12 protein-coding genes are annotated in these 14,153 nt (G+C 41.7%); 7 read left to right on the plus strand and 5 right to left on the minus strand.

Annotation, left to right across the window (positions count from 1 at the left end; genetic code table 11):
- Positions 1 to 118 precede the first annotated feature (118 nt).
- The 3 genes from HWQ40_RS05010 to HWQ40_RS05020 all read left to right on the plus strand — a co-directional run bounded on the left by HWQ40_RS05010 (position 119) and on the right by HWQ40_RS05020 (position 7,634).
- A complete protein-coding gene (locus HWQ40_RS05010) occupies positions 119 to 5,593 on the plus strand; it encodes a DUF4157 domain-containing protein (RefSeq protein WP_292775332.1) in 5,475 nt (1,824 codons plus the stop codon).
- A gap of 62 nt (positions 5,594 to 5,655) precedes the next feature.
- Positions 5,656 to 6,285 carry a hypothetical protein gene (locus HWQ40_RS05015; RefSeq protein ID WP_292775333.1) on the plus strand — a complete coding sequence of 210 codons (630 nt, stop codon included), beginning with the start codon at positions 5,656 to 5,658 and terminating at the stop codon, positions 6,283 to 6,285.
- Positions 6,286 to 6,500: 215 nt separating this feature from the next.
- Positions 6,501 to 7,634 (plus strand): YbjN domain-containing protein, encoded by a 1,134-nt coding sequence (locus HWQ40_RS05020; RefSeq protein WP_292775334.1) that lies wholly within the window; start codon positions 6,501 to 6,503, stop codon positions 7,632 to 7,634.
- 107 nt (positions 7,635 to 7,741) lie between these two features.
- Here HWQ40_RS05020 and ilvN read toward each other — a convergent pair whose 3' ends face one another.
- Positions 7,742 to 8,260: an acetolactate synthase small subunit gene (gene ilvN, locus HWQ40_RS05025; protein ID WP_104905365.1), complete on the minus strand. Its 519-nt coding sequence runs from the start codon at positions 8,258 to 8,260 to the stop codon at positions 7,742 to 7,744.
- Between the two features lie 269 nt (positions 8,261 to 8,529).
- Between ilvN and HWQ40_RS05030 the strand changes: the two genes are divergently transcribed.
- On the plus strand, positions 8,530 to 8,895 hold the full coding sequence (locus HWQ40_RS05030) for a BON domain-containing protein (protein WP_292775336.1): 366 nt from the start codon (positions 8,530 to 8,532) through the stop codon (positions 8,893 to 8,895).
- Positions 8,896 to 8,930: 35 nt separating this feature from the next.
- Here the strand turns inward: HWQ40_RS05030 and HWQ40_RS05035 are convergent, their stop codons facing one another.
- The 3 genes from HWQ40_RS05035 to HWQ40_RS05045 form a co-directional block, all read right to left on the minus strand.
- Entirely contained in the window at positions 8,931 to 9,863 is a 933-nt protein-coding gene (locus HWQ40_RS05035) for an alpha/beta fold hydrolase (protein WP_292775337.1), read from the minus strand.
- Positions 9,864 to 9,913: 50 nt separating this feature from the next.
- The gene (locus HWQ40_RS05040) at positions 9,914 to 11,140 is read right to left on the minus strand and encodes a transposase (protein WP_292775392.1); all 1,227 of its coding nucleotides are present in this window, start codon (positions 11,138 to 11,140) and stop codon (positions 9,914 to 9,916) included.
- Positions 11,141 to 11,378: 238 nt separating this feature from the next.
- Positions 11,379 to 12,398, minus strand: a complete 1,020-nt coding sequence (locus tag HWQ40_RS05045; RefSeq protein ID WP_292775339.1) for a saccharopine dehydrogenase-like oxidoreductase — start codon at positions 12,396 to 12,398, stop codon at positions 11,379 to 11,381.
- 106 nt (positions 12,399 to 12,504) lie between these two features.
- Between HWQ40_RS05045 and HWQ40_RS05050 the strand changes: the two genes are divergently transcribed.
- The gene (locus HWQ40_RS05050) at positions 12,505 to 12,639 is read left to right on the plus strand and encodes a hypothetical protein (RefSeq protein WP_292775340.1); all 135 of its coding nucleotides are present in this window, start codon (positions 12,505 to 12,507) and stop codon (positions 12,637 to 12,639) included.
- Positions 12,640 to 13,023: 384 nt separating this feature from the next.
- Complete coding sequence (locus HWQ40_RS05055; protein WP_292775342.1) at positions 13,024 to 13,281, plus strand: hypothetical protein; 258 nt, start codon at positions 13,024 to 13,026, stop codon at positions 13,279 to 13,281.
- 169 nt (positions 13,282 to 13,450) lie between these two features.
- Here the strand turns inward: HWQ40_RS05055 and HWQ40_RS05060 are convergent, their stop codons facing one another.
- Positions 13,451 to 13,837 (minus strand): VOC family protein, encoded by a 387-nt coding sequence (locus HWQ40_RS05060; protein ID WP_292775343.1) that lies wholly within the window; start codon positions 13,835 to 13,837, stop codon positions 13,451 to 13,453.
- 93 nt (positions 13,838 to 13,930) lie between these two features.
- Here HWQ40_RS05060 and HWQ40_RS35560 point away from each other — a divergent pair, with 93 nt between their 5' ends.
- Positions 13,931 to 14,035 (plus strand): hypothetical protein, encoded by a 105-nt coding sequence (locus tag HWQ40_RS35560; protein WP_366933913.1) that lies wholly within the window; start codon positions 13,931 to 13,933, stop codon positions 14,033 to 14,035.
- Positions 14,036 to 14,153: the final 118 nt, after the last annotated feature.

The raw sequence follows: 14,153 nt of genomic DNA on the forward strand, positions 1-14,153 counted from the left end.
TCTTTCTAATTGATTAGCATTCTAAAATTATCTTGATAATTGCAATTTTGGGTAAATGATAATCAAAACTAATCACCTAGACAAATTGAATCGTCAATAGATAGTTGCAATAAAACCGATGAAATCCCTTAAAAGTCCCTCATCCAGCTTTTCTAATTCCCAAGTACCAGAACAAACTCCTCAACTGGCGTATAGACCGTTTGGTGGCCAAACTCAAAAAGCATCTTTTACGCCAGTGACACAAACGGACGTAGAGAATGAAGCTTTTGCAGAAGAAAAGATGGAAGTAACTGGATTGGAATTACAAGCCAAGCATCGGACGATTACGCCAGAGGGACAAGAACGGCTGACTGTATTGCAAGCCAAGATGGATCAATCATTGAATTCTCGACTGGAAAAAGCAACTCGATTTGGTCATAACTTTGCCAATATTCCAGTAAGAAGACCAGATACATCAACACCAATTCAGGCAAAACTGACGATTGGGGAGCCTGGAGATCGTTACGAGCAAGAAGCTGACCAAACAGCACGTCAGGTGATGCGAAGAATTCATCAGCCACAGAGTGAGAAACTTCAGCGAGAAGAATCACCTGATGATGAAGATGAATTGCAAATGAAACCAGAGGGCAGTATTCAGCGCGAGGAACTGCTAGAGGAAGAAGAATTGCAAATGAAGCCGCTTGGTACTTCATCCCAGACAGTAAATGAGGCAAAATCCCCAAGCAAACCGCTTGGACATGACATTAGTCGAATATCACTCCGGCGTCCACAAACAAAACTGACAGTTAACCAGCCTGGAGACATTTATGAACAGGAGGCTGATAGCGTCGCTCAGTTGGTGATGCAGAGGATGAGCGAACCTGTGCAGTCTATCCAACGGGAGGCATTACCAGAGGAAAAAGACCAATTACAAATGAAATCCCTGGCGGATTCCGTTACTCCTTTGTTACAGCGTCAGGGTGGAGGAAGAACAGCAGCGACATCTGAGCTAGAAACTTCAATCCAACAAGCACGTGGCAATGGACAGCCGCTTGCAGATGATATCAAGCAACCAATGGAGCAAGCATTTGGGGCTGATTTCGGTAGTGTCCGGGTTCATACTGATGCTCAATCTAATAGCTTAAATGAATCTATACAAGCTCGTGCTTTTACCACAGGGCAAGATGTGTTCTTCCGTCAGGGCGAATACTCTCCTGAAAGTGATGCAGGCAAAGAATTACTGGCCCATGAGTTGACGCACGTTGTCCAGCAGAATGGCAGTGCAGTGCAGCCGAAATCTCTTCATGTTGTAGCACCAAAAGAAAATAAACTCCAGACAAAAGCTCTGCCGACAACCTCTGCGGGGCATGGGCTAGCTATCCAACTGCGGGAGAATTTCCAAAAACCAACTGACGAAGATAACCAAAAAAATTTAGAATCCAAAACTGATACAGAAAACGGCGAACAACAAAATCAGGCTACGACAGAAAAACATCAAGCTATCCCCACACCCCCAGATGATGGTGGGAATGCGGTAACAGATCCACCCCCGACAAAAAAGGTTGGTGCAGCAGTAACTCAGAAACAGGTTGAGGTTGGGGGAAATCAACCAAAAGAGCCTGAGTCAAAAGATACCAAAGTTAATACAGAAAAGGTCGATTCTCAACAGCAAGCTCAAAGCAAAGGAGGATTACCAGGAGCAGATGTAGGTAAGGGAGCCATAGATTTACCTGGAGGAAACGCAGGGAAAGCGATCGCACTATTACCAGGAGCAAATGTAGCCAGTACAACAGCAGTTGATGGTGAAAAGGCTCCCACTTCCCCTAAAGATGACCCAGCATTTCAAGCGGTAGTCGGCACAACAAAAGAGGTTGCCGGACAACAGAAAAAACACCCACCTGCCAATAGCAAAGCCCAAGAAGCCCAAGCGGCAGCCCAACCCCCAGGTAATGAAGTAGACAGCAAAGCGCAAGCCAATCAAGTTGGGGAGATGCAACAAGCCCCAACACCAGGATTTGACGCTGCCGCCTTCAAAGCCAAATTGATGGAGCGCATTGCTGATATGGCTCCCAAGAACTTGGAAGAGGCGGACAACTTTAAAAATAACAACAAACTGGATTCTGTTAAGGGTGATTTGAGTGGCCAGGTTAAAGAAGAACAGAAAAGTTCTCAGGGTCAGCTAGAAGAGAAAACCAAAGAAAAACCTGATGCCAGTGGTATTGAGGCTAAACAAGTAACACCACTGCCAAAGAATGAGCCAGGGACACCGCCAACAGGCGTTGATGCAGATAAAGCTGCACCCAAATCTAAGGGACAAGGTGAAGTCGAGGCACCACTGCAAGATGACAGTAAAAAACTTGACCAGCAGATGAAAGAGGCGGATATTACTGAGGAGCAATTGGCAAACTCCAATGAACCGGAGTTTCAAGGGGCACTTGCAGCCAAGAAAGACGCTCAAACTAATGCACAAGAAGCGCCGCCACAATATCGCCAACAAGAGCAAGGCATACTAGCAACCGCTCAAGCGACGGCAGAAGCTACAGCCCAGCAGCATTTGCAAGCAATGCACGGTATCCGTACCCAAAACCTGGGTCAGGTAGGGGAGCAACAGGTTGGAGCCAAGAGCAAGGATGAACAAGCACGGGCAAAAGTTGCTGGTGATATTAATAAGATTTATGACAAGACCAAAGGCAAAGTTGAGAAAACCCTCGGTGAACTAGACGGGCAAGTTATACAAGCCTTCGATGCTGGTGCTGCTGACGCAAAGAAAGCCTTCGAGGATTACGTTGGCAAGCGGATGGACGATTATAAGAGCGATCGCTACAGTGGCTTTTTTGGGCCATTAAAATGGCTGAAAGACAAATTGTTTGGTATGCCCTCAGAGGTGAACGCCTTCTATCAAGAGGGTCGGCAGCTTTACATCAATCAGATGGATGGTGTAATTAACAAAGTTGTCGCCATTATCAGTAAAGGACTTACCCAAGCCAAAGCAGAAATTGCTAATGGGAAACAAGAGATTCAGAATTATGTTAACCAACTGCCGCAAGACTTGAAAGGAGTTGGTCAACAAGCCGCCGCAGACATTGACAGCAAATTTGAAGAATTGCAACAAAGTGTTGACGATAAGCAAGATGAGCTAATTGACACCCTAGCACAGAAATATCAGGAGAACTTGGAAGCTGTTGATGCCCGCATTGAAGAGATGAAGGCAGCAAATAAAGGTTTTATTCAAAAAGCTTTCGACTTCATCGTGGGAATCATCAAGACGATCATTGAACTGACCAAAATGCTTTTGGAAGTGCTAGCGCGAGTTGCTGGCGTAATTGGGCAAATCCTCAAAAACCCGATTGGTTTCTTGACTAATTTGATCCAGGCGGTGAAGCAAGGCTTCCTCAACTTCATGAATAATATCGGGAAGCACCTCCAGCAAGGATTAATCGGCTGGCTGACAGGCACAATGGCAGAAACTGGTATTGAAATGCCAGAAAATTTCGACCTCAAAGGGATCTTTAGCCTAGCCATGCAGCTTTTGGGCTTCACCTATCAAGCAATTCGTGCCCAAGCTGTGAAACGATTGGGTGAAGAAAAGGTCAGCCGATTGGAACAAACTGTTGATGTATTTCAAGTCTTAGCCAGTGAGGGTGTGGCTGGGATGTGGCAGTTTGTCCAAGAGAAGATGGGCGACCTCAACGCTTTGGTAATCGAACCCATCAAGAATTTTATTATTGAAAAAGTGATTACAGCCGGGATTGAGTGGATTCTCAGCCTGTTGACCCCAGCTTCAGCATTCATCAAAGCTGCTAAGGCGATTTATGAGATTGTCAAATTCTTTATTGAACGCGCCCAGCAGATTGCCGATTTAATTAATGCTATTTTAGACGCGATTGGGGCGATCGCTAGTGGTGCGATCGATCAAGCAATCAAAGGTGTTGAAAATGCTCTAGCAAAATCTTTACCTGTAGTTATCAGTTTCCTAGCAAGTCTTTTGGGCTTGGATGGAATTGCCGGCAAGATTCAAGGAATATTCAAGAAGCTGCGTAAACCGATGCAAAAAGCAGTTGATTGGGTAATTGATAAAGGTGCAAAGGCGTTTAAGAAAGTTGGCAACAAGGTTAAGAATAGCAAGTTTGGTAAGAAGGCTGGAGAACTGAAAGATTCAGCGAAGGAGAAATATAAAGCAGGTAAGCAGTGGGTTGATGATAAGAGAGAAGCTGGTCAGCAATGGGTTAATGATAAAAAAGAAGCCACTGAGCAGTGGGTTAATGACAAGAAGGGGGCGCTCAAGGATAAGTTTAAGCAGAGCAAGCTAGGTCATAAGTTTGAGTCAGCGAAAACTTGGGGAAGTAAGAAGAAACAAGCAGCTAAAAACTGGCTGGAAGATAAGAAGGGAGCAGTGAAGGATAAGTATAAAAAAACAGTAGACAAAGGTAAAGAAAAAGTAGCTGCGATCGTTGAATGGTGGAAAGCTAAGAAGCAGTTTAAAGCTTCAGACGGCGAAACTCATACTCTATTTTTTAAGGGGACTGATAGAAACTCCACATTAATGGTAGCGAGTAAGAATCCAAAACCCTATACGCAATTTTTAGAGTGGGTAGAAGGAAATGAAACATTAAATGACGATCAAAGAAAAGTTATGAAAGAAGCAAAATTAATTGCACAAGACATTGAGCAGGAGAAAACTAGACCATTAGGAAAAAAACTGTCTAGTACACAAAAAGAAAAAGCTATAAAGGATAAGAAGGAAAATATCGACAAGCTTCTACAAAAACTTCAAACACCTACTGCAAAACTTTTTGGCAGTGATTTACCTGACTGGCAACCACCGAAGTTGGGGGGTGTGAATAGTGCGGGTTTTGGTAAGTGGATGAAAGCTGAAGCTTTGACAAGAGTGAAAGTAGGAAGCGGTTCTACTCCTACTCAAGCAAAACATGATACATACGACATCTTAAATAAGCGCAGAGACAAAGGAGGTGCTGCCTATTATGTTAGAGGACATTTATTGAATGAAAAACTCGGTGGTGAAGGTAAATGGGAAAACATGACACCTCTTTCAAGAGCAGGCAATGGAGAACATGAAGCTCAATTTGAATCTTTAGTCAAAGCGGCTGTAAACTCAGGTGCTATCGTGGAATACCACGTAGAACCTATTTATCAACAAAGAAGCAATAAAACTTCATTAAAAGCAGAAGTTGACACACATAATACTTCAACCGATGCTGCACTAATAAAAACAATTATTGATGCCGAGGATTATGTACCAGTTGCATTGACATGCCACACTCAAAGATTAGAAAAAGTTAATAATAAATTGCAGGCCATAGGAACTCCAAGAGCTTGGTCGCTAATCAATGAAGTAAAGCGTAATGCAGATGATTACTTTATTGAGAATGGCTCAAGTAAAAAACCTGAGCCGATTAATATTAATTCAGCATCAGCAGTTGAATTAATGAAAATTCCAGGAATAACGAAACAGGAGGCAGAAAATATTCACGAGGTTGTTCAAAATCGTAAGCGGCGTTTCGGACAGTACGATACTCTAGCTAGAGAGACTGGTATAGGTCTTCCAAAGTTAAAAAAATTGAAGGAAAATGGTGATATTGTTTTGGGATCATAGTCAGCTTCTGACCTCTGAGAAAATATTCTAATATAGTTAGTAATTGTTCATGTCTAATCATTATGGAAACCAGAAAGAAATTTCAGGCATTAAAAAAAGAACTGGGAGATTTGAATAATATTCAAGTTAATACGTGCGAACTGACCTTCTCCGCTCCGAAAAAAGTAAGGGATAAAGCGCAGGATATGGGAATACCACAGGAAATCCTTTCTTTTTATGAAAACTCTAATGGATTTGAATTAGATTGGGAAATGCTAAGTTCCCCCGATCCAGATGTTTTAGGAAGAGTTAAAATATTATCTTTGGGTGAAGTAATTCAAGATTGGAAAGACGTTGTATATTTTGAGGATACTGAATTAGATGATCCTATCCTCAATTTTCGTCCATTTGATTTTTTTGTAGATGAAGCCTGCGTTGGTATTTACTTAGAAGAAGATTTTGATAATTCACTTTACCTTTATCAATTTGACTCAGATCCATTTAGATTAGATTTGGATATTTTTGGCTATATTGAATTACTAATAGCTGCAAGAGGATTTCTTTATTGGCAAAACGTTATCAAGTCATTAAAGACAGAGAGTGACAATTCAGAAGCAGAAAGATTTAGAGTATTTATGCCTCAAATTTTTTCAAATTTCTCCTTTGAAGAGTTCTCTAATACTTATGAAAGTCTTCGGCTTTCAAAACAATAAAACTTATATTCATTGTCGAGATGGAAGCACTTACATAATTTAAATAGCAAAGAAAGCACTTCAGGATTAGCAAGTTCTGGTAGAACTATGTAAGCACAACGAGAAGTTAGTAAAACTCAGTCAACTATCAGAAGATATTACCTATGGAATTCGCTGCCAGCAATATACTAAAGATATTTAATAAAGATATTTTGCAACTTTAATCACATCTTTATATGGCAGATCGCACTGAAACTCATCAGCTTAACACCGAACTAACCCTACACAATTCCTCACAAACTCCCCTCAGAGTTCGCGCGATCGCTCTATCTCTCACCACACAAGACAACGAACTCATCGAGTGTCGCCTCACCTTCCAAGTCAACCCACAACTCTACCAACGCATCGATACCGCCGCCTTATTCAATCTCAAACCAGATGCGCGTAACCCCCTATCATTTGGTAAATTCTTCAGCGAACCAGACATCACCATTGAAACCAGTCTTAAACCCGATTTATTACCACTCCTCGCAGAACACGCCGTCAATATTGATGAAACGGCAAAATATATCCTGAATTTAAGCCAAGAAGAACCCGATAACCAAATCCTCTTCACCGAAAGTTGGTTGGGCTTATCTGTTAAACAGCAACAAGAATCAGGCGAAATCGGCTATCGTACTCTTTGGTCTTATATTAGTCCAGAAAATATTGCTCAAACAAGCACGAACAGTGAAGGAATTGCTGAAGGTATTGTCAAATTTTTTAAAGATTGGACTGAGGCGAATTTATCAGCTAAAACTCAAAAATCTGCTGCCAAAATACTAGAAGGAATCGATAAATTTTTGACTGAATTCGCTGATATTAACACAGATGAGATAACACAAAAAATAGAGGCAACTTTGCCTTCAGATTCTACAGATGGTAGTATTTTTGAAGAAATAATCAATTTTTTCCAAGCTGATGATTGGCCGTTTGTACAACTTCCAGGACAGCCAGCTTTACAGATAGCTTTTCAAGGTGAAAATGGCAAATGGAATTGTTACGCTAGAGCCAGAAGTGAACAAAATCAATTCGTTTTTTATTCAATTTGTCCAGTCAACGTACCAGAAAATAAGCGGCTGGCTGTAGCAGAGTTTATCACTAGAGCTAATTCTGGTATGATTATCGGCAACTTGGAGCTAGATTTTACTGATGGTGAAATTAGTTACAAAACCAGCATTGATGTCGAAGGTGACAGACTCAGTTTTGCACTTATTCAACGGGTGGTTTACGCCAATGTCACGATGATGGATGAATACCTGCCAGGGATTATGTCTGTCATCTATGGTAATGTCTCACCAGAAGAAGCGATCGCTAAAATTGAAGGGTAGTTGGATATTTGTTTTTTTGCTAGTCCCTAAACAGAAGCCATAGTAACAATTGCCACTATGACTTCTGCTGCGGTTGAGTATTTCTGAGTCTTGATTTAAATTTCCAACTAAACCTTTGCTTCCAAAGATTTGAGTAACTCGGTATTCACACCCGACTCACGAGTCAGGGCTATTTTGCCAGTGCGGGCGATTTCTTTCAAACCAAATTTTTGCAACACTTGCACGATCGCTACCATTTTACCTGGATCTCCCACAACTTCTAAGGTGAGAGAATCTTCCGCCACATCCACGACTCGCGCCCGGAAAATCTGAGACAATTCGATCACTTCTGAGCGATTGCTGCTACTAGCATTCACCTTCAAAAGCATCAATTCCCGCTCGACACAAGGAGTTTCGGTAATATCCTGGACTTTTAGGACATTGACTAACTTATACAGTTGCTTAGTGAGTTGCTCAATGATGCGATCGTCACCAGGGACAACCATTGTAATTCGGGAGACTCCTCCTTGTTCAGCAGGGCCAACAGCAAGGCTTTCAATATTAAAGCCGCGACGCGCAAATAAACTAGAAATGCGGGAAAGAACACCCGCCTCATCTTCTACAAGAACTGAAAGGGTATGTTTCATCTTCGCCAACAGAGGCTAGAGCAGGAATTGAGTAATGCAGACACTAGCAAAGGGCAATGCTAGACCTACTACCGCACTAAATTTTCAGTGCGACCTCCTATTGTAAACTTAACAGCTGCACTCATTGCATTCTCAATCGAGAAATTGTTTAGAAATCATACTGCTAGCAAGAATTTGATTGAATGTATATCTTTTTGTTGGCAGATGCAGCATTTTTGTAAAGCTTTTATACTCAGATTTGATAAGCCTCTAATAGGAGAAAAGTTTTTATGGGTTGGCTACAAAGATTGTTTGGAATGGAAAAACCTCAAAATGCAGAAGTAAATCCGGCTCCACAGGCTGTACAGCAAGCTCCTAGTAGTGATGTCGCTAGTGCTACGCAATCAATACCTCCAGAACGTCTAGGATTAAGCGGAGAATATGACCAAAGTGGTTTAGCAAAGCGGGTAGCGTTGGCATTTGATGAAGATCCCCAACTCGACGATGTTAACACCCTTTGGGTTGCTCAGACGGGTAGCACTGTGGTGTTGAAAGGTAAAGTCCCCAGTCAAGAAATTCTCAACAAAATGATTTCTGTGGCGGGTTCTGTAAATGGTGCTACAGATGTTGACACTAACCAGGCGACGATTGGCTAGGTACTGCTGATGCGATCGCTCCCATTGCATAATATTTAGGGAACAACCAATGGTTGGCGATCGCCAACCCATCTTTCAATCCAATCTAAAATCGCTTGGTTAACTTGTTCTGGACATTCATCATGGGGACAATGCCCTACATCCTCCAGATTCAGCAGTTCCAACTTCTCGTTATATTGGGCAAATTGGCTAGCCAGGGCTGGCGGCACAAATCGGTCTTTTTGTCCCCAAATTAAAAGCATCGGAATTGTTAAGGTTGGTAATACTGTCTTGACACTGGGACTAAAATTAATTCCGATCGCAGCTTTGAACAAAGCACTAAAGGCCCTCGCAGAACCCCGGTCTTGGGGAGGCCCTGCTAAAATTTCGATGAGCTCATCGGTAATCGCCTCTGGGTTAGCGTAGGCGAGACTAGCCCAGCGACGCAGCATCCCAGGACGGCGCACGAAGTTAAATACAGGTTTAAGTATCAACGGCGAAGCAACAACATTTTTAATTGCTGTGACAAGTGGTCGCAGCACAGGAGGAATTGCTTCTTGTTCTAATGACGGGTCGGGTAAACTCATCATCACCATACCCAGCACCATATCAGGATGATTGGCGGCGGCGGCCATCGAAATCAGTGAACCGTTGGAATTGCCTATTAATATCGCTGGTTGACGGATAAATGTTTTCCAGAAATCGTAAACTTGCTCAACCCAGAGTTCGATGCTGTAATTAGCTGCGGCTTTTTGAGAAGCGCCAAAACCTAACATATCTATGGCGTAAACTGTGTGATGCTCACCCAAAACTTCTAAATTATGTCGCCAATGCCCAATGGAAGCACCAAAGCCGTGTAATAGAATTAGGGGTGTTGTATTGGGGTGATTTTGGCTAGGGCGAATGTAAGTATAGCGGGTTTGCCAGCCACGCCAAATCCAATCTCTTTGATTACCAACTCGTTCCTGCCAGTGTACCGTAGTGGTCACACTTACCTCCGATTTATCAGCACTGAAATACCATTTTGACACTCCCCGCTCTAAAGAGACGGGGATTCTTGGTTCCCTGACTCGCCATAAGAGGGCAGAGTTACCCCAACCGCCCAAGAGGGCAAATCTCCCCAAGCGTAGCTTCCCGTATGCCCTACGGTAGTTAATCCACGTTTTAGAATATTGATACTGGCGTTCACGTCCCTATCTTCTACATAGTTGCAATGATGGCAAACATGAGTTCTTGTCGATAGAGACTTTTTAACCTTAGCGCCACAGTTAGAACAATTTTGGCTAGTGTTATGGGGAGGCACAGCAACCGTTACCTTCCCATACTTATACCCAAAATACTCTAACCATGACCGGAATGTTGACCATCCAGCATCAGATATTGATTTAGCTAGATGTCGGTTCTTGACCATGCCCTTGACATTTAAGTCTTCATAGGCTACTAAATCGTTAGATTGGATGACGGAGTACGCTAATCTCTTGCAATACTCTTTTCGCTGCCTACTTACTCTTAAATGCTTACGCGCATACCTATTTCTAGCTTTGTGGTAGTTGGCTGATTGTGGCAATAGGGCTTTCTTCAATGACTTGTCGTACTTCTTAGACTTCTTGCGATTAGCACGGTTTAACTGTTTCTCAGACTTACGGTAAAACTGGGGTGATACCTCTACATTGCCTTTATTATCAGCAATGAAATACTTTAAGCCCAAATCAATGCCTGCCACTTGACCAGTGGGTTGAGTTTCAACTTTTTGGTCAACACTTATCGCAAATTGAGCGTAATACCCATCAGCACGACGCACCAAACGGACACGCTTAATCTGCTTGATATCGTAGTAGTTAAGGTCATAAGTTCCTTTTAATTTTAAGGTTCCTATGCCTTTCTTGTCTGAAAAAGTTATGGATTTACGAGTAGCAGAAAGCTTCCATCCAGTTGTTTTATATTCCACTGAACGACAGTGTTTTTTGAACTTGGGAAACCCCTTCTTACCCAAAACCTTCTTCTTGCAGTTGTCATAAAACCTACTAATCGCACTCCACGCACGCTCTGCCGCAGACTGCCGAGCCATTGAATTGAGTTCGTTAGCAAAGGGGAATAAATCAGCAAGTACAGCACAATATTTGTTCAGGTCGTATTTACTCAAACCTTTAACATCCATCCATTGCCTTAAGCATTTGTTTTGGATGAATTGAGATGTACGAATAGTGTCATCTATTGCCCGATACTGTTTGTCTTTTCCCTTGACTTTAAACTCGTAGATTATCACTGGTTCGACCAACCAACTACATTCTTATACTACCATGATTAGCATAATAATGCTCAAGAAATTCAGCAATCCGCTTATATCCCCCGAATAGAATTCGGGGGATATAAGCATCACACCTCATAAGAATTGGGCATTGGGGATTGGGCACAAAAGGCAGAGGGGCAGAGGGGAAAAACTTACTGCAACTTCTCCTCTGCTCCTCTGCTCCCCTGCTTCTTCCCCATGCCCCATGCCCTATTTACCTAACAAATTGGGGCATAATTTCGGCAGCGGTGAATATTCCATAGATGCCGCGTTGGTGTAATTGTCTACCAGCTTTGAGATAGCCGAAAGCAGGGCCGCAGACATTTGCTGCCATGCTGGTTTCATCTCCCAGAGTAAAGGTGTGGGTAGAAATCTTCCCTTCAAAGGTACGTCCTGTTACCTTAACATTAGTGCTGAGGGGCTTTTTGGGATTACGGGTATCTACTACACCACCAACTGTAACGCGATCGCGCCCTACTATCCCTGCTACTTCTAACATCACATCATCAGCGTGTTCCATATTTGTCAAGGTCAGCACGCCATTAGTTTTATCTAGTAGTGCTTCTACTTGTGCGTCAGTCATCGCCCTCGCAGTTTCCACTGTATAACCAGGCATGTGGCCGATGTCCTCCCTAACAGTGGCGCGGTAAGCTTCCCAGTTAGCAATTCCCACCCCAAAGGTAATTTCAACTTGATGAATTTCGGCATAGCTTTGGGCGGCTAAAGCTGCTGCTGCTGTTAATAGTCCAGGGGTAGCACCACATCCTGTCATGTAGGTAATCCCGGCCGCTTGCAGTTCCTCCTTCATCGCTAGGAGTTGTTCTACAGCAGTGGTGCGTTTAATCGCATCTACTAGTACCCCACGCCAACCAGATTTGATAAATTCCTTGGCGACAGTGGGAATAAAGTCATTAGGTAGGTTAGGTAAAGCCAAAAAATACCCATCTACTTCAGCTATTTCGATTAAATCCTGAATACTTTGATTTGTTAATGTACCAATTGGCTCTAAATAACCCACCGAACCTTGGGACTGATAGGTTGCAATGGATTTTTCAGTATTTAAACCCTCGGTAGCATAAACGTAGCCTTTTTGATCTGCTGCTGCGACTAAAATCATTTCTTGTTTACCAGCAACTACCTTAGCGGCTGCTTGTCCGAGTCCGCCGAAACCCAGTACTCCCACACGTATCGCTGGCGAAATATTTAGAGAATTTTTGATTTGTTCAGAATTCATAGTCAATTCGTTAAGTTGAATCAAAAGCCTTGATTATTCGGCATCTCAGCTTCCGGCTGATAACTGGTGGCTGATAGCTGATAACTCAAAGCTATAGAGATTAATTATGATTCATTATCCTGGGTTCTTTAGCCTGAGATTGCAGATATTTATCTCTGAGCGATCGCTTTTGAGTTTTTTGACTGGAAATATACCAGATTTAAAGCAATGGCCGCAACTAGCAACCCAGAAGAAGGCTTAAGAATACTGGCTAAACTTGATGCTCTGACAGAATAGAGTTTCTGGCACGATGATGCAAACACTCACGGAGGCGATCGCTTAAAATAATTCGTAATTAATAATGACCCTCGATAGCATCTCTTAGTTGTCATTCATATTTCTTTCCTTCTGCCTTCTCTTTGTGATGGTTAATATTTTTACAATAACTTCATTATCTGCTTTTATATTTGCTAGCATCAGTACTTTATTGCTAGTCCAGACAGTCACAGCTAAACCAGTACAGATAAAAAGGCAAGTCAATCAACCAATACCATTCAACTCAAGAGTACGAATATATCCTGCAAATAATAGCTTACCAGCAAGCTGCTTGATTACGATTGAAAGTGTTATAAAAAAGTCTAGCAAGATGCAAATCACAGAAGCAAAACTTACAACATACGAGGAATTTGCAGCTAAAACAGGGCTATATAAATCATCGATTTCTAACAACCGAATGGTGTGGATAGTGACTGGTTTTGTTCAAGGTGAGTTGAGAATGTCTAGAGGTAGAAGTGTCTGTACTGATAATGCTAAATTTGTGGAAGTAACGGATGCTGAAACTGGCTATTCTTTTGGTAGAAGTATTTACTGTCCCCCAAACAATGAGATAAATTTTATGCGGTAAAGTTGACTTAGAATCAAAACAATTTACTTTCAAAAAATTGACTTTTATGACATAGATATCTACAAAAAACCTCACATTTTCGTTAAAAAAATAACTTTTAAAAAAGTTTTAACATTAACTAAACCGTATTGATTTATAGTGATAAGAAGTTTGTCTGTCAGCAGTAATTTTAACGCTCATAAATTTCTAATGGTAAATTGTCTGGGTCTTTAAAGAAAGTATATTTCTTACCTGTAATTTCATCAACTCTGATATTTTCTACCTCTAAACCTTTTGATTTTAAATAAAAAACAGTTTCTTCTACATCATCAACTTGAAAAGCAAGATGTCTTAAACCACAAGACTCTGGTTTACTAGGCCGTTCTGGAGGATTGGGAAAAGAGAATAGTTCGATTTGAGTATTTTCTGCAACTTTTAAATCTAATTTATAAGAATTTCTGGCGGCGCGAAAAGTCTCTTGAATAATCGAAAAGCCTAAAACTTCTACATAGAATTTTTTTGAGCGATCGTAGTCAGAACAAATAATCGCTACATGATGAATGCCAGTGGTTTTCATGTGTACTTCTCAAGCTAACAACCATTTACCTGTAGCACTTTTAGCAGAGTTTTGCTAGTCTTTGCAAGATAAGGGCTTTAGCAAAGTGCTAATCTGGAAAATACAAACCTTGATGCCATCAACCTTAAAGACGCTGATTTACGTAGAGCAATATTTATTACTGTAGATCAGATCAGAACTGCTACATTTTGGTATTAAGAAATATAGGACGATGATTTTCGTATTGACGTGGGTGAAATTGCGATGTCTGAAGCTGAAGATGCAGAAATCATCTGTTACCTGATGTCTAACTTTTCGCATATTTAACTAAAATTTA

This window comes from Nostoc sp. NMS9, assembly GCF_017114995.1.
Taxonomy (GTDB): domain Bacteria; phylum Cyanobacteriota; class Cyanobacteriia; order Cyanobacteriales; family Nostocaceae; genus Nostoc.

Excerpts from the sequence above, each read along its gene's own strand:
- HWQ40_RS05010 (WP_292775332.1), top strand. The coding sequence starts at position 119 with ATGAAATCCCTTAAAAGTCCCTCATCCAGCTTTTCTAATTCCCAAGTA.
- HWQ40_RS05015 (WP_292775333.1), top strand. The coding sequence starts at position 5,656 with ATGGAAACCAGAAAGAAATTTCAGGCATTAAAAAAAGAACTGGGAGAT.
- HWQ40_RS05020 (WP_292775334.1), top strand. The coding sequence starts at position 6,501 with ATGGCAGATCGCACTGAAACTCATCAGCTTAACACCGAACTAACCCTA.
- ilvN (WP_104905365.1), bottom strand. The coding sequence starts at position 8,260 with ATGAAACATACCCTTTCAGTTCTTGTAGAAGATGAGGCGGGTGTTCTT.
- HWQ40_RS05030 (WP_292775336.1), top strand. The coding sequence starts at position 8,530 with ATGGGTTGGCTACAAAGATTGTTTGGAATGGAAAAACCTCAAAATGCA.
- HWQ40_RS05045 (WP_292775339.1), bottom strand. The coding sequence starts at position 12,398 with ATGAATTCTGAACAAATCAAAAATTCTCTAAATATTTCGCCAGCGATA.
- HWQ40_RS05050 (WP_292775340.1), top strand. The coding sequence starts at position 12,505 with ATGATTCATTATCCTGGGTTCTTTAGCCTGAGATTGCAGATATTTATC.
- HWQ40_RS05055 (WP_292775342.1), top strand. The coding sequence starts at position 13,024 with ATGCAAATCACAGAAGCAAAACTTACAACATACGAGGAATTTGCAGCT.
- HWQ40_RS05060 (WP_292775343.1), bottom strand. The coding sequence starts at position 13,837 with ATGAAAACCACTGGCATTCATCATGTAGCGATTATTTGTTCTGACTAC.